Genomic DNA, 18507 nt, shown 5'->3' with positions numbered 1-18507 from the left:
TTACCTTTCCGCTCCCACCGCCGCCGCGACACGCGCCGGCGCCACCATGTCCGCCAGGCGGTCGATGGCCGCCTCGATCTTGCTGCCACGCCGCACCGACGCCAGCGACACGCCCTGGTCGATGGCCTGGTGCATCAGGCGGCGATCCTCGGGGATGACCAGGTCGAAGGGCCGGCCGATCGCCTGCTGCGCCGCCTTCAGCGTCAGGCCGCCGGCCTCGGCCTCGACCTGGTTGCAGATCAGCGTGACCGGCACGTCGTCCAGCCGCTGGGCGGCCAGCATGTGCAGCTGCCGGCGAACCATGTGCACGTGCGGCACCGACAGCCGGGTGACCAGCAGGATGCGCTGCGACTGGCGCAGCAGGCGGTTGGTCCAGGCGGTCCAGACGGTGGGCGGATCGACCAGGGTGATCTCGAAGTCCCGGCGCAGGGCGGCCGTCAGTCCGTCGATCAGAGCCGGGTTCAGGCTCTCGACGGGCATCAGCTCGCCGGGGGCGGCCAGCACGCTCACTCCGCTGCGGTGCGCGGTCAGGGCCGTGGCGAAGGACATCTCCTCGACCGCCCCGCCGGCCGCCAGCACCTGAGCCACGGTGACCGGGTCGGGAATGTCGAGATAGAGCGCCGCGGCGCCCATCTGCAGGTCGAGATCCGCCACGCAGACCCCCCCAGAGGCTGGGTTGGCGGCCAGCCGCACGGCGGTCTGCACCGCCAGCGAGGTGGCGCCGACGCCGCCGCCGGCCTTCAGCAGGGTGATGATCTCGCCGCTGCGACGCTGGGCGCGGCCGGTGTCCAGGCGGCAGAAAATCCGCTCCAGGGCGATGGCCAGGGCCGTGTCGGTGACGGGCGCGGGCAGCACGTCGGCCGCGCCCTGGTGGATCAGGCGGCGGGTCAGTTCGACGTCGGCGTCCCGCATCACGACCAGCACCTCGATCCGGCCGGCGCAGGCCGACAGGCGCGTGGTCAGGCGATCGATCTCGGCAGGATCGGCGGCGTCCAGGCCGACGATCAGCAGGTCGAAGGTCTGGGCGGCCCGCTCGGGCCAGGGCGTGTCCAGCCCGCGGAAGGTGACGGCCGGAAACATGGCCGACAGCATCGCCAGAGGCGGATCCGCGCCCAGGCCCGGCAGGCACAGCCCTACCCGCCACGCGCAGGACCGCTGCGGCGGGGCCGGCGCCGGGGGCGGCTTGATCCGGTTGAAGGGGAGCAGGCTCATGACAGGCTTTCTCCGCTGAGGGTCGAAGCCATGTTCGGCAGGGCGAAGGGCGTGACCCCCACGACCTGGAGGGCGGCGCTCTGGAAGGTCATGCCGGTCAGGCTGACGGTCACCAGGGGCTCCATGTCCGGAGCGAAGGGGTTTCCCACCTTGCCCAGGCCGACATGACGATAGGTGATCACCACGTTGGCGGCGGTGATGTCGGGATCGTAGGCTTGCATCTTGGCCAGCAAGGCCGCGAACGTCGCGGCGTCGAAGCCGGCGGTCCCGCCGCTGCCGACGATCTGCGTGCAGGTCGAGCTGGCCCCGGAGCATCTGAACGCCATGTCCGGGACCGTCCCGCCGCCGGGGATGTTCTGGTTCAGGCCGTCGTAACCGGCCATGTAGGTGGAGACGATCGGGCTCACCACGGCCAGGCGCACGCCCTCGCGGGTGGCGGCCTTGGCGGCGTTGATGGTCCAGGCCAGGCGGCCCATGTCGATGACGGCCAGCAGCATCGAGATGAACACCAGGCAGACCAAGCCGAACTCGGCGGCCGCGGCGCCCCGCTCGTCGCGCGCCAGTCGAAAAAGGCGGTGGGCCCGGACGTTCATTCGGTCCACGCCTGCTGGGCGCTGACCGTGAAGCTGGTCAGCGTCATCCCGGTCAGGGGACCAAAGGAGTCGATATAGGGCGGCGAGGCGCTGACCTGGACGATCGGCACGCCGGTCATGTCCTCGTAGCGGCCGGAATAGGCGCCGCCGGCGTTGCTGACGCAGGACACAGAAACGACGACGCTGGCGTTGCTGGTCCAGTTGGCGATCAGCGGCGAGCCGACGCCGTCGCCGACCCCGGTCCGCGCCACGTTCTGGACCTTGGTCGTGTCGCCGGCGTTGGTCAGGCCGGCGCAGGTCATCGGCAAGCGGGCGGCGTAGCGCGCCGCATCGCGCACCGCCGAGACGGCGATGTGGTAGTTCCAGAAAAGCCGCCCTGCCCCGACGAAGGCGAAGCACAGCAGCGTCATGAACGGCAGGATCAGCGCGAACTCCACCGCCGCCGAGCCGCCGCATCCGGCCAGCAGCCGGCGAAGCAAGGGGATCGGGCGGCTAGTCATAGAGCCGCACCGAATAAAGCTTGGTCTCCGCCCCGACCGCCGACACGTCGGTGGTGGTCCCGATGACCTCGCCATAGATCGAATTGCTGACGGCCGGGGCGGTCAGGAACAGGTCGACATAGGCGATGATATGCACGGTCGAGCTGCCATGGACGTTGTCGGCGTGGCAGTTGGCGATCACCGCCGAGATGGTGCGGCGGTCGGGCGCGACCTGGGCGCCGGTCTTGTTGCACTGGGGCGCGGCGTAGTCGTGCGACCCGCTGGTCGCCGTCTGGCCGTCGGAGAAGGCCCCGGCCGGCTTGGCGATCGAGCCGTCCAGCATCGCCAGTTCCCACTTGTAGACCTGGTAGCGGGTCGGGCTGGTTCCACCGGCGGCGGGCGCGGGACCATAGGCGGCCCAGCCGGTCCCGCTCGATCCCGCCGGAACCTGGGGCGTGTAGGTGGTCGGATTGATCCCCGAATGGTTGGTGGCGAAGTACTGGGCCGCGTTCCACACGCCGCTGCCCAGCACGCCGGTCTGGCCGCAGTCCAGCGGGAAGCCCGTGCCGTTGGCGAGGGCCGCGGCGCTGGCGCACGAGTTGCTGGGCGCGGAGACCGAGGGCGAGCAGGCGCTGGCGCCCGCGCCGGTCTTGGCGCCGACCATGGTGTTCATGGCCGGCAGGAACAGCGGGTCGTTCTTGTTGCCGCCCGCCGACGACTTGTAGATGTCGAAACGAACATTGAACCAGTCGTCGGCCGAGGCGATGTTGCCGGTCTGGGTCTGGGCCGTGGCGCCGAAGCACTCGGTCAGCGGCGGACTGCGGCCCATGGCGTTCTTGACGTCGGCCGCGCCCGACCCCACCGACAGGAAGCCGAAGTTGCCAGGGCCCCAGGCCCCGTTGCCGCCCGGCGGCGGGGTCAGCAGGACGCTCTTGCCGATATAGGCGTCGCCATCGAAGGTCAGGCTGGTGGCCTCGTTGGGATTGCACAGCAGCAGCGGCGGCACCTTGCAGATCGCCGTGCCGTAGCCGGCCACCGCGCGGGCCGTGGCGTTGAAGCCGCCGACGCCGGTCAGCGCCCCGAACACCAGGCCCAAGGACCGGGGCGTCAGGCTGATGCGGATGAAGCTGGCGTTGGCGTTGCTGGTCGCCGCGACGTCGGGATCGTGGGCGCTGAGGAAGGCGATGTCGCCGGCGCTGATCGCGACATTGCCCTCGAAGGCGTCGGCCAGGGCCCCGCGGTTGCTGACCAGGCTGCCCATGGCGGCGGTCTGGGCGCGGCCCATGGCCCCCTCGCTTCCATCCAGCTGGCTGGCCCCGGCGAGGGCAGCCGCGTCGACCGCGCTCTCCAGCTCGGCCCGCAGGGCGTAGGCCCGACTGACGTCGTAGGCCAGGCCGCCGATCGCCACCAGGCCGACCAGGGCCACCCCTGTGAGGGCCGCCACGGCGCCGGATTGATCATGAAGGAAACGTCTTGTGAGGGACATGTCAGTTGGCGGAGCCTGGGCCCTTCGCCCCTCCCTTGGAGTCGACGCTGGAGGTGGCGGCTTGGGCCGGCTGGACGACCTGGTTCTTGCCGTAGCGGCTGGCGGCCAGGGCGGCGCGGACGCCGTCGCCGCCTGGTTGCCCGACTCCCTCGTAGCGCGCCTCGGGATCGGCGATCTGGGCGGCGAGGTTGGTGCGCACCGCCGCGCCAAAGTCCGGCGAGAGGTCGCGCTGCGCATCGGCGCAACCGGCCAGGGCGACGACGGCGGCCAGAACCGCCAGGGGGATCATTCTAGTGCAGGACATGGCCATAGGGTCCTTCGACCCCTCCCTTGCCGGCGGCGCCGGTCAGCAGCACGCGATCCTCGGGCGACAGAGCGCCCTGGTTCGCCTGGCCGCGGCCCAGCAGGAAAAGTTCGGTGTCGGACGGCGGCGTGAAGCGGTCCGCCGGTGTCGCCATCCGCGCTCGGGTCGGCTTGACCAAGTGCGGCGTGACGACGATCACCAGTTCGGTCTGGTTGCGCTGGTAGCTGGTCGAGCGGAACAGCGCGCCCAGCACCGGCAGGTCGCCCAGCATCGGAAACTGGCGCACCTGGTTCTGGTAGTCGTCGCGGATCAGCCCGGCGATCGTGAACGACTCCGCGTCGCGCAGCTCGACCGTGGTCTTGGCGCGACGGACCTTGATGCCCGGGATGCGCAGGCCGTTGCTGACGAACGAGCTGTTGGGGTCGATGCTCGAAACCTCGGGATTGACCACCAGGTTGATCATCCCGTCCTGCAGCACCGTCGGGGTGAAGGCTAGGCCGATGCCGAACTGCTTGAACTCGACCGTGATGGTCGTCAGGCCGCCGCTCTGGTTCTGAGCCACCGGCACCGGAAACTCGCCGCCGGCCAGGAAGCTGGCCGTGTCGCCCGACATCGCCGTCAGGTTCGGCTCGGCCAGGGTCTTGACCAGGCCCTTGGTTTCCAGGGCGTCGAACAGCACGTTCAGGTCCACGTCGCCGGCGCGCAGGGGGAACTTCAGCAGGCCGAAGCTGTCGAGCACGCTGCTGAGCACGCCGGTGTCGCCCGTGCCGATCTCGAAATTGTGGTAGCCGGGCGCGGTCGGGTCGGCGGTGGCGACGTTCAGGCGCAGGGCCTTGGCCGTGGACCGCTCCATCTCGACGATGCGCACCGACAGGGTGACCTGCTGTGTGCCCTGCACCGACATCATGTTGACCACCTGGCCGGGCGCGAAGCTTTCGGCCAGGGCCACGGCGCGGCCGGCGGCCGCCCCGCTGCTGATGGGTCCGGACAGCACGACCGACTGGTTGCTGGCGCCGACCACCAGGCCGTCCTCTCCGGGCATGGTGTCGTGCAGCCTCTGGCGCAGGCTGTCGACGTCGGCCGAAATCACCACATTGGCGGCGGCCACCAGCTGGCGGCCCGGGCCGTAGGCGGTGAGCGTGGCCGAGCCCAGCTTCTTGCCCACCACATAGACCGAGGTCCGGGTCAGGGGCAGGACGTCGGCGGTCTCCGGATTGGAGATCATCAGGTCCACATAGGGGGCGGGCAGTTCCAGCACCTGGGCCTTGCCGACCGGCACCGTGACCTCGACCTTGCGCAGGGCCGACGCCGACAGGGCGGCGGGCTGAGCTTGGGCGGGAGGCGAGATCGCCACGGTGGAGGCGACGGCGAGCAGGGCGACGGCGGCGGCGACCCCGCGCAGCAGCACGATCTTGCGGTTCATGAATTGAGGTCCGATGGGGCGCGGCGCGGGCCGGCGCGGACGGAAGGGGAAGGGCGCGAGCGGGACCAGGGTCATGACCCCACCTCGTAGCCGGTGGTGACGACGCCGCGGGTGACCCGCACCTCGGTGGTGCGGGGCATGGCGGGCGCCGTGGCGCGAATGACGGGAGCCCGGACGCGGACGCTGGCCCGGACGGGCGTGATCGACGCCGCGGCGCGCGGGGCGCCGCCTCGCGACAGGTCGGCCAGGGTGGTCACCTGCCGGGTCAGCGGCGCCTGGTCGGAGATCTGACGCAGGACCAGGGAGACCGCGCCGACCGCCTGGGCCAGGGTGATCGCCTGGGCCTGGTCGGGGGTGACCTCGACGGTGATGGCCTTGACCACCACCGGCTTGTCGGCCGACTGGTTGTCGGACTGGTCGACGCCGACGACGCGGACGTTCTCGGCCAGCACCTGGGTCAGGCTGGTGTCGGGCTGATTGTTGTCCCGGCTGCGGGTCAGCAGCACGTCGACCCGATCGCCCGGCAGCACGAAGCCGCCTACCCCGGCCACGTCGTTGGCGCGCAGCGACACCGCTCGCATGCCTTCGGTGAGCGATCCGGACAGATTGGCGCGTCCGCCCGGACCCGAGACGCGGTCAGGCAGGATCGGTTCGTTGGCGGCGATGTCCTTGAGCACGATGCGCGCGCCGCCCTGACCGGTCGAAGCGGCGGCGACGGTGGCGAAGGCGCCCAGCGGCACGGAATCGGCCGGATAGCGGACCACCTTCAGGACGGCCGGCTGCAGCTTGAAGCCGCGCGTCAGCGGCTGGGAGGCGACCACGACGGGCGCCGAAGCGCTTTCGCGCACGGCGGGTCCGGCGTCTCGGCCAGCGCTCATATAGACCCTCGCGGCCAGCACCGCGCCCAGGCCGAGCGCCACGGCGCCCGCCAGTGAAATGACGGTTCTCGTTTGCATTGGGGGCAACCCCTCCCCAGAACGGCAACAGGCTTTCGCAGGCCCGTCGTCCGGAACCGGCGGCGCGGCGCTAAGGCCGCGCCGCCGAAGATCGGCGGCCGACCGTCAGCAGTTGGCGGCCGACGGATTGGCCACGCAGGTGGCCGCGCTGGTGATCGCCACACCGATATTGGTGCCCAGCAGCAGGGCGGCCACCGCGATGGCGCTGCCGATGATCGCCAGGATCAAGGCGTACTCGGCCGCGGCCGCGCCCTCTTCTTCGCGAATAAAGTTATGCAAAATATTCATTTGACCTATCTCTCCTCCAGATCTACCCCGCGCCGCTTTTATCGACCGAGATTGAAAGAAAGGGGGAATCCCCTTCGGAGATATTTAAATTCTTAAAGGAGCATTAAGTAAATACATCGCGATTAGTAACTAATATTACCTATGGTTTTGGCAAAACGGTACACATTTTGCATTACAAAATGTCTTAATATTATTTCGAGATCCCGCACACGACGAACTTATCAACCTTTCGGAACTTAAAGACCACTCTGGATAGATAATATTGACAGGCATTCCAGGGTTGAGCTCACGTTCCAAAGCCCGAATTTCGCCACCCGCGACACTCCGCCCCGTCCCGCGGCAGAGCTTTCTTAACCGTGATCAGTCATAGGCTGTGGTCCCATCGGGGACGGCCGGAGCATGTCGGGGTCTTGCAACCAAGCCAGCACATCAATCTCGAGAAGGCGCGAGCGCTGATCGTCGACGACAATCACCAGTCGCTCGATCTTCTGGTCGGCGTGCTGACGAGCTTTGGCCTGCGCAATGTCATCCGCAAGGAATCGGGCCGGGAGGCCCGCGACGAACTGGAGTTCCAGCAGGTCGACCTGATCCTGGCCAACGCCCACTTGCCCGAGATCGACGGCTACGACCTGATCCGTTGGCTGCGCCGCGAGGCCGACGAGGCCAGCCGCATGACGCCCGCCATCATCGTGTCCGCCCACACGCGCCGCAGCCAGGTCGAGAAGGCCCGCGACTGCGGCGCCAATTTCATCATCACCAAGCCGATCTCACCGGCCGTGATGCTGGAACGCATCCTCTGGGTGGCCCGGAGCGATCGGCTGTTCATCGAGACCGAAAGCTATGTCGGGCCCGACCGGCGCTGGCGCAACGCCGGCCCGCCAATCGAATTTCCGGACGGCCGTCGCCGGGACGACCAGTCCATCGAGCTGAGCGACGGAGAAGGCTTCAACATGAGCCAGGACGAGCTCGACATGCTGATCAAGCCGCTGAGGTCGCTGGCATGACCGACGCTCCCGCCGCCAGCCAGGTCCGCAAGATCCGCATGCGGCCGCGCCTCGCCCAGCTGATGGCCGAGAAGAGCGGCGGCATGTATGTCGCCGAGGCCCTCAAGCGCGCCGACGCGACGCTGGAGACCCTGCGCGAACCGTCCCTGACCGGGATCGACGAGCTGATCGTCGCGCTGGACGCCCTCCTGGCCGCCGAGGCGGGAGCCGAGCCCGCGGCGCGGATCGAGGGCCTGTATCAACTGGCCGCCAACATCGTCGGCCTGTGCGGCGCGGAGCGCAACGTGGCCGTCCAGGTCGCCGCGCGTTCGCTCTGCGAGCTGCTAGACGAGGCCGACGGCCTGTCCCCCTCCATTCTGGCCGGCGTCAAGGTGCACATCGCCTCGATCAAGCTGCTGCACCGCGCCGCCGACAACCCCGCTCTCCAGGGGCCGATCCTGCAGGGCCTGGCCAGCGTGCTGGAAAAGCGCCGCGCCGAGAGCAAGGCGCAGGGCTGAGGGTCGCGCCGTCGCGCTACCGCTTGCCCCGCAGCCAGGGGGCCAGCCGGTCCTGCAGCGGCTGGTCGACATAGGTGTGGAACAGGAAGGCCGCGCCGATGGCGATCGGGAACGAGGCCAGCCACATCAACCACTGCCAGCCGATGCCGATCGGCACGGTCTCGATCAGCTTGTGCACCGCGCTCCAGTAGATCACGCCCACGAAGATGTGGGTGATGAACAGGGCGAACGACAGCTTGGCCCCCTCTTCGATCCAGGCCTTGGGATGGCGCACCGGCAGCCGGCCCGCGCCCAGCACGATCGCGGCGATGGCCGTCAGGCAGGGCAGGTCGAAGATCAGCTCGTCGGGCAGGGCGTAGCGGTCCAGAGGCTGCATGGCGAGCAGCCCGACGCAGCCGCCGACCAGCAGGGCCTTGGCGGCCTTTTCCGACGGCCAGTGCATCTCGACCGCCCGCGCCAGGCAGACGCCCAGGATGAACAGCGGCAGGGCCCGCACGACGCCGAAGCGGAACTGAAGGTCTGACAGGGCGTGGTCGAACATCGTCCGCGCCACCACCTCGCAGGCCGCGAACGCCACGACGCCGATCACCGGCAGGACCCACGGACGCCGCACCTTGTCGACGGCCCGCCACAGCCAGGGGAACACCGCATAACAGACGACCAGGGCCGACAGCGACCAACTGGGCAGGTTCCAGCCGTCGCTGTTGAAACCCCAGGCGTGGACCAGCAGGGCCTGGACCGGCAGCTGGTCCCAGGCGAAGCGCGACGGCTTGTGGGCGTCGGTGCCCAGGGCGTTCAGCACCAGCACCAGCACGGCCATCATGGCCAGCACGATCAGGTGCCCCGGCCAGACCCGACCCACCCGGCGCATCCAGAAGCGGCCGTGGCTGATCCGTCCGGTCAGGGTCGAGGCCCCGTAGGCCCGGCCCAGCACGTAGCCCGACAGCATCAGGAAGAAGTCCGTGGCCAGGAAGCCGCGCGAGAACACCTGGCCGAAGCGCTCGATGCGCATCGGGCCCTCGGCCCCGAAATGGTAGATGACGATCAGCAGCGAGGCGAGCAGCCGCAGCAGGTCCAGCGCGCCGCCCCGGGTGGAGGCGCGGAGCGGCTTGGCCACCACCAGTTCGGGGGACGGCCGAGATGCCGGAATCGGGGATTGGACGGGTACGTTCACAACGTCCGTTGCCTTAACAAAGCTGGGCGACGCGGGAAAGCGCGTGTGACCCCTGGGCGCGCGTCAGGGGGTCACAGCCCAAGACTGTGGCGAGACGGACCCAGCGACCGCCCGACCGTTGAATATCCGGAGCGCGACGCCATCTGTAACTTTGTCAGTGTCTAATTGAAAGACTCAGCCATGAGCGCCCGCCTGCCCGTCCTGTTCCTCGGCCACGGCTCCCCGATGAACGCCATCGAGGACAACGCCTGGAGCCGCGCCTGGGCGGCGCTCGGGACCGAGCTGCCGCGCCCGAAGGCGGTGCTGATGGTCAGCGCCCACTGGGAGACGCGGGGGGCCAGCGCGGTCAGCGCGTCGGACCGTCCCGAGACGATCCACGACTTTGGCGGCTTCCCCCAGGCGCTGTTCGACGTGCGCTATGACGCGCCTGGAGACCCCGCCCTGGCCGAACGGGTGGCGCAGCTGCTGTCGCCCGATCCTGTCGTCCAGCATCCGACCCGCGGCCTGGACCATGGGGCCTGGGGCGTGCTGCGGCCGATGTATCCGGACGCCGACGTGCCGGTGGTGCAGCTGAGCCTGGACCGCGGCCGCCCCGACCGCTGGCACTACGAAGCCGGCCGACGCCTGGCCGCCCTGCGCGACGAGGGCGTGCTGATCGTCGGCAGCGGCGACATCGTCCACAACCTGCGCGCCGTGAACTTCCGCACCGGCGAGACGCCCGACTGGGCCCCGCGCTTCAATGAAACGGCCAAGGCCCTGATCGCGGCCGGGGATCACGATCCGCTGATCGACTGGCGCACCCTGGGCCCAGACGCCGACGCGGCGATCAACAGCGCCGAGCACTACCTGCCTCTGCTCTACGTCCTGGGCGCGCAAACCCCGGGCGAGCCGGTCTCGTTCTTCACCGACGACGTGTTCGCGGCGATTTCGATGACCAGCGTGCGGGTGGGGTGACGGCGTTTATCCACGACCTCTCAAATCCCGCCGTCATTCCGGGCCTTGTGCCCGGAATGACGGCTGAAAGGGGGGCAAAGCGGTCACGCCGAGCGCGCATCCTTTCCGCCCTCCACCTGTTTCTCCCCACATGACCTACCAACTGCATTACTGGCCCACCATCCAGGGACGCGGCGAGTTCGTGCGGCTGGCGCTGGAGGAGGCCGGCGCGGCCTATGCCGACGTGGCGCGCGGCGACGGCGAAGACGGCGGCGAGCAGGCCCTGATGGAGGACATGGCCGGCCACGACCGTCCGCCCTTCGCCCCGCCCTATCTGGTCGACGGCGACCTGGTGATCGGCCAGACGGCCAATATCCTGCTGCATCTGGGCCTGCGCCACGGACTCGCGCCGCGCGGCGAAGGCGGGCGGCTGTGGGTCAACCAGCTGCAACTGACGATCGCCGACCTGGTGGCCGAGGCCCACGACGTCCACCACCCGGTGGGCCTGGGCCTCTATTACGAGGACCAGAAGGCCGAGGCCGCCCGGCGGGCCGAGGAGTTCCGCACCCAACGGATGAGGAAGTTCCTCGGCTGGTTCGAGACGGTGCTCGAGCGGGCGCCGCCAAAAGCCGAGGGTGGAGGCGGCTGGCTGACCGGCCAGGCTCTCACCTACGCCGACCTGTCGCTGTTCCAGGCGGTGGAGGGCCTGCGCTACGCCTTTCCGAACGCCATGAAGCGGCTGGAGCCGAAGCTGCCGCGGGTGATCGCCGTCCGCGACGCGGTGGCGGAACGGCCGAATGTCGCGGCCTACCTGGCGTCGGAGCGGCGGATCCCCTTCAGCACCGAGGGGATCTTCCGGCGCTATCCGGAGCTGGACCCGTAGGTCCCGTCTTCCTCGGACTTGTTCCGGGGATGAGGGCTTGGGAGGCGGATCGTGGGTGGGAGCCGCCTCTAGCTCGACGGCGTCCCGCGCGCCGCCACGTCCACCCGCCGCCAGGTCTGCGACTTGCACAGGAAGCCGCCAATCAGGCAGCCCTTGGCCTTCATGGTGGTGGCGTCGGGAAAGTCGGCGGTGCCGTTGAAGTTCATGTTGAGGTCGGGGACGAACACCTTGCCCTTCCAGCTGCCGTTCTTCTGCAGCTGGAAATCGCGCAGCAGCTGCAAGCCGACCAGCTCGGGCGTCCCGCCCTTCCGGGCGTCGGCCTTGGCGTCGTCGTTGGCCCAGACCACGACGCCGCAGGCGCGACCGCCGCCGCAGGGCTTGATCTCGACATGGACGCTGTTCTTGGGATTGCGCCAGACGCCGTAGGTGAACGGCGCGTCCTGGGCCGAGGCCGGCGAAACGGCCGCCAAACCAGCCGCCAGACTGGCGGCCGCGGTCAGTCCGACGAGAAACGACTTGATCCGACGCATTCACGATCTCTCCGCTTGAGAGCGTTGTGAGGCAGGTTCGTGTCCGGATCAAGTCGGCCGGGTCTATTGAACCCGCAACGCCTCCCCCGCCCTGCGCGCCGCCGCCCACCGCTCGTCCATGCCGCGGTCATAGATCGCCTGGACGCGCTCCAGCACGGCCGGCGGGGCGGTCTCGGGGCGGCCGGCGTGGAACGGCGGATCAGGGGCGTATTCCACCGCCAGCTGGACGGCCTGGGCGGTCTCCGCACCGGCGATCTCGGCCACGACGGTCAGGGCGAAGTCTATGCCGGCCGTCACCCCGCCGCCCGTGAAGACATTGCCGTCGCGCACCACCCGGGCCGGATCCGGCGTCGCGCCGAACAGGGCCAGTTGGTCGCGCCAGGCCCAGTGGCAGGCCGCCTTTCTCCCCTGCAGCAGCCCGGCCGCGCCCAGCAGCAGCGAGCCGGTGCAGACCGAGGTGACGTAGCGCGCGCCGGCCGCCAACCGCCGCAACGCCTTCAGATAGGCCTCGTCGGCCACCGCCTGGGTGACGCCGAAGCCGCCCGGCACGCACAGCAGGTCGCAATGCTCGATATCGGCCAGCCGCGCCACGCGGGAAAACACCAGGCCTTCGGCCTCGATCTCGCCGCCCGCCTGGCTGGCGATCACCACCCGGGCGCCGGGCAGGCGGCTGAGGATCTGGTGCGGGCCGGTGAAGTCCAGGTGGGTGACATCGGGAAACAGGGCGAACACGATGTGGAACGGCGGCGGTTTCGGCATAGGAGCCCTCCTGTTGACGCCGCAGCATCGCCCGCCTAGCGTTCGGCATAAATGACATAGTTCCCTCGAAATCCGCCAATCCCGAAAGACGACGCCATGACTCGCGACATCGGCTTTCTGATCTTCCCGGACTTCCAGTTGCTGGACGCGGCGGGACCGATCGCGGCGTTCGAGATCGCCGAACGGTTCGCGCCCGGCGCCTATCGCCTGCATGTCCTGGCCCGTGAGCCAGGAAGGGTGGCCAGTTCGTCTGGAGCGGCGATGTATGCCGGGGCCTTGGAAGACGCGCCGCCGCTGGACACTCTGATCGTCTCGGGCGGCGAGGGAACGCGGTCGCCGGCGATCTGCGAGGCGACCCTGGCCTTCGCCCGCGCCACCTTCCGCACCGCCCGTCGCACGGCCAGTGTCTGCTCCGGAGCCTATGTCCTGGCCGCCGCGGGCCTGCTGGATGGTCGCCGGGCGACAACCCACTGGCGGCGTTCCAAAGACTTCCAGCGCCGCTATCCGGCCGTGCGGCTGGAGCCCGACAAGATCTTCGTCCAGGATGGGTCGCTATGGAGCTCGGCGGGCATCACCGCCGGCATCGACATGGCCCTGGCGATGATCGGCGCGGATCTGGGCGAGACGATCGCCCGGGGCGTCGCCCAGCAGTTGGTGGTCTATCACCGGCGGCCGGGCGGCCAGTCCCAGTTCTCGGCCCTGCTGGAAATGCAAGGCGGGCGGTTCGACGACCTGCTGGCCTGGGCGCGCGAGAACCTGGCCCTGCCGCTGACCGTCGACCAGATGGCCGAGCGGGCGGCGATGAGTCCGCGCAACTTCGCCCGGCTGTTCGCCACGGAGACGGGGACCACCCCGGCCAAGGCGGTCGAGCGCCTGCGCGTCGAGGCCGCACGCGCCCTGCTCGACAGCCAGCCCCTGCAGGTCGAGGACGTGGCCCTGGAGACCGGCTTCGGCGACCCGGAACGCATGCGTCGCGCCTTCCTGCGGGCCTTCGGCCAGCCGCCGCAGGCGCTGCGGCGCGCGGCCCGCGGCGCGCAACCGGATGTTGCAGCGGCGCCATAGCGCGCAACAAACAGCAAAGCTTGGACAACCTGAGATTTACGCCGCTGGCAAAGCCCCCTATCGCGACGCGGTCCGATCCCGGACCAGTACCTTTTCGGGGGATTTCATGCGTCTGTTCATCACCACCGCCGTGGCCGCCCTGGCCGTGGCCGGCGCCGCCGCGGCCCAGACCGCCGGCTCGCCGCCCGCCTCGGCCGCGCCCGCCAGCGGCCAGTACATCGCCGTCTCGGGCGGCCTGATCGGCAAGACCGACTACGACTACGGCTTCGCCAACGGCTGGTCGGTGGACGGCGATGTCAAGTCCGGCGCCCAGGGCGCCATCGCCTGGGGTTCGTCGATCGGCGCCAACTGGCGCGGCGAGATCGCCCTGGGCTATCGCAGCCAGAAGGTCGACTCCGCCCTGATTTCCAATGTCGGCGTGTTCGCGGCCAGCGGCGGCAAGGTCAAGGCGCTGAGCATCGACCTGAACGGCTATTACGACTTCCCCGTCTCGGGCCCGGTGAAGCCCTATCTGGGCGCCGGCGTCGGCGTGGCCCAGGTGAAGATCGACGACGGCCTGCTCGACGACAAGGGCGACGCCCTGACCCTGCAGGCCATGGCCGGCGCCAGCGTCGCGGTCTCGCCGCGCATCTCGCTGTTCGCCGAAGGCCGCTATCAGTACACCGGCTCGATCAAGGTCAAGACCACCAGCCCGGCCGGCGAGCGGCACGAGAAGCTGAACATGACGGCGCCCGGCGCCGTGGTCGGCGCGCGCTTCGCGTTCTAGGCCGCGGCGGAAGGTGGGGACAGGCGCATGCGCCTGTCCCCGACCGCGCCCCGACCTCAGCCCCGTTCTTCCGCCATCTTGGCCACCTGGGCCTTGAGGATCTCCAGCGTCTCGGTGTTGCAGCGCAGGATCTCGACCATCTCGGTCTCGCGCAGGGCGTCCAGCTTGTCGTGCAGGCGCATGATCTCCAGTTCGGCGCGCAAGTTGACGACATAGTCGTGCTCGGCGTTCAGTCGGTCCTTCGTGGCCTGGCGGTTCTGGCTCATCATGATCACCGGCGCCTGGATGGCGGCCACGGTCGACAGGATCAGGTTCAGGAAGATGAACGGATAGGGGTCGAACGACAGGTGGAAGGGCTTGAGCCCGACGTTCAGCGCGATCCACAGCGCCAGGCAGGCGCAGAACCCGCCGATGAACGCCCAGGAGCCGCCGATCGCCGCGACCCGGTCGGCCAGCCGGTCCCAGAAGCTTCGGTCATCCACCAGCAGCGCCTTGTTGAGCCCGGTCGGAGCCTCGGCGGCGATCAGGTCGATGACGCTCCTCTGCACCGCCGTCAGGCCGCTATAGGGCGTGGCCAGCAGGTCGCGCGACAGCTGGTCGAGGCGTTGGTCAGGGGTCATGGGGCGCTGGTCCGTGAAGGTTTGTAAAAGATGTGTCCTCCAGATGAATTGTGAAGTCTTGCGCGATTGACGCTCAGCTTTGCCGGAGCGACGCTGCGGGGTCGGTTCGTCGACACAACAAAGAGTCTCAAGGGAGCCCCCCATGGCCCACAAGTTCCAGATCAAGAAGAACAAGGCGGGCGAGTTCGTCGCCTATTTCGTCTACAACAGCGAGACCATCTTCTGGACCGAGGGCTACGCCTCGAAGGCCTCGGCCAAGAACGCGATCGACTCGATCATCAAGAACGGCCCTGGCGCCGAGGTCGACGACCAGACCGACTGAGCCGCTCCAATGCAGCGTCATCCCCCGCGCGACGCGGGGGATGACGCTATCGCGGGACGCTTGACCCCGCCGCCTTCTCCGGCGTCTGATCGCTGATAACAAACAAGGGGAGGCGCGCCATGACCACCGCTAATGGCCGCAAGGCCGTCTTCATCACCGGCGCCGCCAGCGGCATCGGCCTGGCCAGCGCCAAGCGCTTCGCCGCCGAGGGCTGGTTCGTCGGCCTCTCCGACATCGACACGACAGGCCTGAAGGCCGCCCTGGCCGCGGTCGGTCCCGGCAACGGCGCGACCTTCGCCCTGGACGTCCGTGACCGCGCCGCCTGGACGGCCGTCTTGGCCGACTTCTCCGAGCTGACCGAGGGCCGCCTGGACGTATTGCTCAACAACGCCGGCGTGGCCCGGTTCGGGCCGTTCGACAGCCATCAGGACGTCGACATCGACCTGCAGCTGGACATCAATCTCAAGGGCGTGATCAGCGGCGCCCGGGCCGCCCTGCCCTGGTTGAGGGCGACGTCCGGCTCGCGGCTGATCAACATCTCGTCCTGCGCGGGCCTCTACGGCTCGCCTGGCCTGGCGGTCTATTCGGCCACCAAGTTCGCGGTGCGGGGACTCTCGGAGGCCCTGGACATCGAGTGGAAGCCGCACGGCGTCAGTGTCGCCTGCGTGATGCCATGGTTCGTCGAGACGCCGATCCTCAACACCGGCGCGCCCGGCAGCAACCAGAACATGGCCGACGCCCTGCGCGGCGGCGGCCTCCCGGTCTATCCCGTGGAGGACGCCGCCGAGGTGATCTGGCGGGCCGTCCACGGGAAAGATCTGCACTATTTCGTCGGCAAGCGGGCCCGGCAAATGCGCTTCGCCAGCAACCACATGCCGAGCGTGGTCAGGAAGCAGCTCCGCTCGCGGCCGGTCCTGCAGCAGCCTTGACCGCGTCGCCCGACGGGGACGAGGTCTTGGTCGGGTGCATAGCGGGCGCGGAGGCCGGCTCGGAGACCGGGCCCAGCGGACCGCCCATGCCGCCGGCGACGGTGGCGGGCTTGTCGGACGAGACCACCACGGCGCTGGCCAGCTGGATCGGGGCCGACTTGCCGTCGGCGGACGGCGGCGGCGTCAGGTTGACCAGGGTGATGGTCGGCAGATCGTCGGCCGACGACGGGCGCGGCGTGCGGCTGAAGGCGTCGGGCGCGCCGGAGCGGCCGCCGAAGCGATAGAACACGTGCATGCCCACCTGGGCGACGCGCAGCAGGCGCGGTCCCCAGCCCGGCGCGACGCCGGTGGTGTGGAAGTGGGTGGCGGCCCCGACCTCGGTCATCACCGCGCCGGACAGCGCGCGAGCGGCGACCTTCTGAGCCCGGTTCCAGGCCCCGCGTTCACGCGGCGCGCGCATCGAACCGTTGCAGGCGAAGCTGAACTGGCAACCGCGCGTCGAGGCGCCCTGGAACACCACGCCGCAGATCGATTTCGGGAACGAAGGGTGGCGTACGCGGTTTAGAACCACTTGAGCCACGGCCGCCTGGCCGCTCGGGGTCTCGCCGCGGGCCTCGTAGTAGACCGCCTCGGAAAGGCACTCGAGTTCACGCGAGCTTTCCAGAGCGTTTGTCAGGCGAAACGGGGCGACGGCCGGATTGAACGGGCCTCCGAAGCTGGCCCGCAGCAACAGCGGCTGGCGCTGGCTGTCGGATTGCTGGCGCTGTTCGAGGCGCTCGACCAGCAGGGCCGACTGTCGGTCCCGCTGGGCGCCGCCGGCGACGGTGTAGGGATCGTGACGACGGGCGATAGCCAGCGCGCCGGCGTCCATCCGCGACGCGGCCTGATACAGCGCCGCATCGGAGAAGTTCCCCTCGGCGCCGTCGGCCAGGCGAGATACGCGTGCGTGCTGACTAGCGGCCTGGGCCATGCCCCCCGCAAGGTAAACGCCGCCGAGGGCCAGACCCGTGGCCGACCCAACCAATACGGCGCCGATCAGCGCGCGCGCGTCTGCGCACGTCTGCGACTTGATATTCAAAACTCGTGTCCTGCGCGGCGAGGGCGGTCCGCCCCCCGACAAAAACGCCTTCAGAGACCCGGAAAAAGCACTGTCGGGCAGCTCTGAAAGCGGAGGTTCGGCCGGTTCACGATCGTGGCCGAAGTCCTGCTTATGACCGCCTTATGACGCATCCGGCCACGAGTCGCAAGCGCACGCGGCGCCGCAGCCTGAATTTTGGCCGCCCGCGCGACAGATGGATTGGTTAATTGTTTGATTCTAACGAAAAAACGCGACAGTCCCGAAATTCCGGTCCGCGACGAATATTCACCTCCGAGGATAGACTTCCGCCGCGTCGCTCTCAACGGAACCACCGCTCCGGATCGCCGTTACTCTACCGCACAGGTGTAATTGTCCTGGAGGACATAATGACTGCTCTGCGCTGGGTTCCGCTATGGGTTGCGACGGCGTTAAGCCTGTCGGCCTGCGGACACAACATGGAGCAACGCGCAGCCAGCGGCGCGCTGGCTGGAGCGGTGGTGGCGGGCCCCGTGGGCGCGGTGGTCGGAGCCAGCGCGGGGGCCGTGGTCAACACGGTGGCGAAGTAGGTCGGGCTGCTCAGAACCGCTTAACGCAGGTGACGCCGGCGCGCACATTTTGATCGTCTCCCCGGGGGTCCGCCTCGCCGGTCATCCTGAGGCGGCAGCCCTTCTCGGGACGGCGCACCAGATAGGGCGTGGGATCCTTCGCGAAGCGGCCGGACGGGTCCAGATTCAGTCTTGCCGTGGCGGGCGCGACGCCTGCCCAGCGCTCCGCCTCGCAACGTTCGCGCTCCTGTCGCGAGAACGTCGGCCGATTGCAGCCGCCCAGCCCGCGGAGGGCTTCCCGCCCACTCGCGGCAAGACCACCCGCGCCCTGCGCGGCCGCTTCGGGCGCGGCCCCTTCGAGCCCGACGTCAGCGACCGCGGTCCCGTTCGGCCTGGAAGGCGCGATGTTCGACATGGACGACAAGGACGATCCGGGCGGGATCGGAAGCGCGTCGCTGGTCCGCGCCACGACACGGCGGCGAACCGGACGAGGCGTCTCGCGATCTCGGTCCAATCTTGAGGGCGTGATCAGGACGACCTGGAGAGGCGGCGGCTGATCGTAGGCGGGCATGTCCCGCGCGGCGTAATGCAGGAGACAGGCGAGCAGAACGGCGTGCAGCAGGGCGGAAGCCACGAACCCGGCGACGCGCCAAGTTCCGTCCCG

Annotated in this window: 23 protein-coding genes; 9 read left to right on the top strand and 14 right to left on the bottom strand. The window is 69.2% G+C overall.

All coding sequences use genetic code 11. The annotated features are described in order from the left end of the window. The 8 genes from G3M57_RS02715 to G3M57_RS02680 all read right to left on the bottom strand — a co-directional run bounded on the left by G3M57_RS02715 (nucleotide 1) and on the right by G3M57_RS02680 (nucleotide 6741). Nucleotides 1-1212 carry a CpaE/TadZ family protein gene (locus tag G3M57_RS02715; protein WP_056758335.1) on the bottom strand — a complete coding sequence of 404 codons (1212 nt, stop codon included), beginning with the start codon at nucleotides 1210-1212 and terminating at the stop codon, nucleotides 1-3. Next, entirely contained in the window at nucleotides 1209-1805 is a 597-nt protein-coding gene (locus G3M57_RS02710; protein WP_163228604.1) for a TadE/TadG family type IV pilus assembly protein, read from the bottom strand. The genes G3M57_RS02715 and G3M57_RS02710 overlap by 4 nt, the downstream gene beginning before the upstream one ends. Further along, nucleotides 1802-2305, bottom strand: a complete 504-nt coding sequence (locus tag G3M57_RS02705) for a TadE/TadG family type IV pilus assembly protein (protein ID WP_163228603.1) — start codon at nucleotides 2303-2305, stop codon at nucleotides 1802-1804. Before G3M57_RS02705 ends, G3M57_RS02710 begins: the two co-directional genes overlap by 4 nt. Continuing rightward, on the bottom strand, nucleotides 2298-3728 hold the full coding sequence (locus G3M57_RS02700; protein WP_163228602.1) for a pilus assembly protein TadG-related protein: 1431 nt from the start codon (nucleotides 3726-3728) through the stop codon (nucleotides 2298-2300). The genes G3M57_RS02705 and G3M57_RS02700 overlap by 8 nt, the downstream gene beginning before the upstream one ends. A gap of 43 nt (nucleotides 3729-3771) precedes the next feature. Continuing rightward, nucleotides 3772-4074, bottom strand: a complete 303-nt coding sequence (locus G3M57_RS02695; protein WP_162251651.1) for a hypothetical protein — start codon at nucleotides 4072-4074, stop codon at nucleotides 3772-3774. Next, nucleotides 4061-5497 (bottom strand): type II and III secretion system protein family protein, encoded by a 1437-nt coding sequence (locus tag G3M57_RS02690; RefSeq protein WP_163228601.1) that lies wholly within the window; start codon nucleotides 5495-5497, stop codon nucleotides 4061-4063. The genes G3M57_RS02695 and G3M57_RS02690 overlap by 14 nt, the downstream gene beginning before the upstream one ends. A 71-nt stretch (nucleotides 5498-5568) precedes the next feature. Then, nucleotides 5569-6453 carry a Flp pilus assembly protein CpaB gene (cpaB, locus tag G3M57_RS02685; protein WP_056758315.1) on the bottom strand — a complete coding sequence of 295 codons (885 nt, stop codon included), beginning with the start codon at nucleotides 6451-6453 and terminating at the stop codon, nucleotides 5569-5571. Nucleotides 6454-6558: 105 nt separating this feature from the next. Further along, nucleotides 6559-6741, bottom strand: coding sequence for a Flp family type IVb pilin (locus G3M57_RS02680; protein ID WP_056758312.1), 183 nt, complete (start codon nucleotides 6739-6741; stop codon nucleotides 6559-6561). 410 nt (nucleotides 6742-7151) lie between these two features. Between G3M57_RS02680 and G3M57_RS02675 the strand changes: the two genes are divergently transcribed. Beyond that, nucleotides 7152-7745 (top strand): response regulator, encoded by a 594-nt coding sequence (locus G3M57_RS02675; protein ID WP_056758309.1) that lies wholly within the window; start codon nucleotides 7152-7154, stop codon nucleotides 7743-7745. Continuing rightward, on the top strand, nucleotides 7742-8242 hold the full coding sequence (locus G3M57_RS02670) for a hypothetical protein (protein ID WP_163228600.1): 501 nt from the start codon (nucleotides 7742-7744) through the stop codon (nucleotides 8240-8242). Before G3M57_RS02675 ends, G3M57_RS02670 begins: the two co-directional genes overlap by 4 nt. A gap of 16 nt (nucleotides 8243-8258) precedes the next feature. On the opposite strand, the gene G3M57_RS02665 is transcribed toward G3M57_RS02670, so the two are convergent. After that, entirely contained in the window at nucleotides 8259-9392 is a 1134-nt protein-coding gene (locus tag G3M57_RS02665; RefSeq protein WP_163233634.1) for an acyltransferase family protein, read from the bottom strand. A 204-nt stretch (nucleotides 9393-9596) separates the two neighbouring features. Here G3M57_RS02665 and ygiD point away from each other — a divergent pair, with 204 nt between their 5' ends. Together ygiD and G3M57_RS02655 are read left to right on the top strand one after the other, a co-directional pair. Further along, on the top strand, nucleotides 9597-10370 hold the full coding sequence (gene ygiD, locus G3M57_RS02660; protein WP_163228599.1) for a 4,5-DOPA-extradiol-dioxygenase: 774 nt from the start codon (nucleotides 9597-9599) through the stop codon (nucleotides 10368-10370). 130 nt (nucleotides 10371-10500) lie between these two features. Further along, entirely contained in the window at nucleotides 10501-11232 is a 732-nt protein-coding gene (locus G3M57_RS02655; RefSeq protein WP_163228598.1) for a glutathione S-transferase, read from the top strand. Nucleotides 11233-11300: 68 nt separating this feature from the next. Here G3M57_RS02655 and G3M57_RS02650 read toward each other — a convergent pair whose 3' ends face one another. Both G3M57_RS02650 and G3M57_RS02645 read right to left on the bottom strand, forming a co-directional pair. Further along, nucleotides 11301-11762, bottom strand: a complete 462-nt coding sequence (locus G3M57_RS02650; RefSeq protein ID WP_163228597.1) for a DUF2147 domain-containing protein — start codon at nucleotides 11760-11762, stop codon at nucleotides 11301-11303. A 63-nt stretch (nucleotides 11763-11825) separates the two neighbouring features. Continuing rightward, complete coding sequence (locus tag G3M57_RS02645) at nucleotides 11826-12521, bottom strand: DJ-1/PfpI family protein (protein WP_163228596.1); 696 nt, start codon at nucleotides 12519-12521, stop codon at nucleotides 11826-11828. A 96-nt stretch (nucleotides 12522-12617) separates the two neighbouring features. Between G3M57_RS02645 and G3M57_RS02640 the strand changes: the two genes are divergently transcribed. Together G3M57_RS02640 and G3M57_RS02635 are read left to right on the top strand one after the other, a co-directional pair. Further along, a complete protein-coding gene (locus G3M57_RS02640) occupies nucleotides 12618-13583 on the top strand; it encodes a GlxA family transcriptional regulator (RefSeq protein ID WP_056758290.1) in 966 nt (321 codons plus the stop codon). A gap of 106 nt (nucleotides 13584-13689) precedes the next feature. Then, complete coding sequence (locus G3M57_RS02635) at nucleotides 13690-14349, top strand: outer membrane protein (RefSeq protein ID WP_163228595.1); 660 nt, start codon at nucleotides 13690-13692, stop codon at nucleotides 14347-14349. A gap of 56 nt (nucleotides 14350-14405) precedes the next feature. Here the strand turns inward: G3M57_RS02635 and G3M57_RS02630 are convergent, their stop codons facing one another. Then, nucleotides 14406-14969 carry a DUF1003 domain-containing protein gene (locus G3M57_RS02630; protein WP_056758283.1) on the bottom strand — a complete coding sequence of 188 codons (564 nt, stop codon included), beginning with the start codon at nucleotides 14967-14969 and terminating at the stop codon, nucleotides 14406-14408. Nucleotides 14970-15111: 142 nt separating this feature from the next. On the opposite strand from G3M57_RS02630, the gene G3M57_RS02625 reads away from it, so the two are divergent. Together G3M57_RS02625 and G3M57_RS02620 are read left to right on the top strand one after the other, a co-directional pair. Further along, nucleotides 15112-15291: a YegP family protein gene (locus G3M57_RS02625; protein ID WP_056758280.1), complete on the top strand. Its 180-nt coding sequence runs from the start codon at nucleotides 15112-15114 to the stop codon at nucleotides 15289-15291. Between the two features lie 119 nt (nucleotides 15292-15410). Beyond that, entirely contained in the window at nucleotides 15411-16220 is an 810-nt protein-coding gene (locus tag G3M57_RS02620) for an SDR family oxidoreductase (protein ID WP_163228594.1), read from the top strand. Here G3M57_RS02620 and G3M57_RS02615 read toward each other — a convergent pair. After that, nucleotides 16177-17298 (bottom strand): cell wall hydrolase, encoded by a 1122-nt coding sequence (locus G3M57_RS02615; RefSeq protein WP_056758275.1) that lies wholly within the window; start codon nucleotides 17296-17298, stop codon nucleotides 16177-16179. The two genes, G3M57_RS02620 and G3M57_RS02615, sit on opposite strands and share 44 nt — an antisense overlap. A 386-nt stretch (nucleotides 17299-17684) precedes the next feature. On the opposite strand from G3M57_RS02615, the gene G3M57_RS02610 reads away from it, so the two are divergent. After that, nucleotides 17685-17864 carry a hypothetical protein gene (locus G3M57_RS02610; RefSeq protein WP_082583486.1) on the top strand — a complete coding sequence of 60 codons (180 nt, stop codon included), beginning with the start codon at nucleotides 17685-17687 and terminating at the stop codon, nucleotides 17862-17864. A gap of 10 nt (nucleotides 17865-17874) precedes the next feature. On the opposite strand, the gene G3M57_RS02605 is transcribed toward G3M57_RS02610, so the two are convergent. Further along, nucleotides 17875-18477 (bottom strand): hypothetical protein, encoded by a 603-nt coding sequence (locus G3M57_RS02605; RefSeq protein ID WP_163228593.1) that lies wholly within the window; start codon nucleotides 18475-18477, stop codon nucleotides 17875-17877. Between the last annotated feature and the right edge of the window lie 30 nt (nucleotides 18478-18507).

This window comes from Caulobacter rhizosphaerae (assembly GCF_010977555.1).
GTDB classification, from domain to species: Bacteria; Pseudomonadota; Alphaproteobacteria; order Caulobacterales; family Caulobacteraceae; genus Caulobacter; species Caulobacter rhizosphaerae.
This window is presented reverse-complemented; position numbering and strand designations above follow the sequence as displayed.

Excerpts from the sequence above, each read along its gene's own strand:
- G3M57_RS02715 (WP_056758335.1), bottom strand. The coding sequence starts at position 1,212 with ATGAGCCTGCTCCCCTTCAACCGGATCAAGCCGCCCCCGGCGCCGGCC.
- G3M57_RS02710 (WP_163228604.1), bottom strand. The coding sequence starts at position 1,805 with ATGAACGTCCGGGCCCACCGCCTTTTTCGACTGGCGCGCGACGAGCGG.
- G3M57_RS02705 (WP_163228603.1), bottom strand. The coding sequence starts at position 2,305 with ATGACTAGCCGCCCGATCCCCTTGCTTCGCCGGCTGCTGGCCGGATGC.
- G3M57_RS02695 (WP_162251651.1), bottom strand. The coding sequence starts at position 4,074 with ATGTCCTGCACTAGAATGATCCCCCTGGCGGTTCTGGCCGCCGTCGTC.
- G3M57_RS02690 (WP_163228601.1), bottom strand. The coding sequence starts at position 5,497 with ATGAACCGCAAGATCGTGCTGCTGCGCGGGGTCGCCGCCGCCGTCGCC.
- cpaB (WP_056758315.1), bottom strand. The coding sequence starts at position 6,453 with ATGCAAACGAGAACCGTCATTTCACTGGCGGGCGCCGTGGCGCTCGGC.
- G3M57_RS02680 (WP_056758312.1), bottom strand. The coding sequence starts at position 6,741 with ATGAATATTTTGCATAACTTTATTCGCGAAGAAGAGGGCGCGGCCGCG.
- G3M57_RS02670 (WP_163228600.1), top strand. The coding sequence starts at position 7,742 with ATGACCGACGCTCCCGCCGCCAGCCAGGTCCGCAAGATCCGCATGCGG.
- ygiD (WP_163228599.1), top strand. The coding sequence starts at position 9,597 with ATGAGCGCCCGCCTGCCCGTCCTGTTCCTCGGCCACGGCTCCCCGATG.
- G3M57_RS02655 (WP_163228598.1), top strand. The coding sequence starts at position 10,501 with ATGACCTACCAACTGCATTACTGGCCCACCATCCAGGGACGCGGCGAG.
- G3M57_RS02650 (WP_163228597.1), bottom strand. The coding sequence starts at position 11,762 with ATGCGTCGGATCAAGTCGTTTCTCGTCGGACTGACCGCGGCCGCCAGT.
- G3M57_RS02645 (WP_163228596.1), bottom strand. The coding sequence starts at position 12,521 with ATGCCGAAACCGCCGCCGTTCCACATCGTGTTCGCCCTGTTTCCCGAT.
- G3M57_RS02640 (WP_056758290.1), top strand. The coding sequence starts at position 12,618 with ATGACTCGCGACATCGGCTTTCTGATCTTCCCGGACTTCCAGTTGCTG.
- G3M57_RS02635 (WP_163228595.1), top strand. The coding sequence starts at position 13,690 with ATGCGTCTGTTCATCACCACCGCCGTGGCCGCCCTGGCCGTGGCCGGC.
- G3M57_RS02630 (WP_056758283.1), bottom strand. The coding sequence starts at position 14,969 with ATGACCCCTGACCAACGCCTCGACCAGCTGTCGCGCGACCTGCTGGCC.
- G3M57_RS02625 (WP_056758280.1), top strand. The coding sequence starts at position 15,112 with ATGGCCCACAAGTTCCAGATCAAGAAGAACAAGGCGGGCGAGTTCGTC.
- G3M57_RS02620 (WP_163228594.1), top strand. The coding sequence starts at position 15,411 with ATGACCACCGCTAATGGCCGCAAGGCCGTCTTCATCACCGGCGCCGCC.
- G3M57_RS02610 (WP_082583486.1), top strand. The coding sequence starts at position 17,685 with ATGACTGCTCTGCGCTGGGTTCCGCTATGGGTTGCGACGGCGTTAAGC.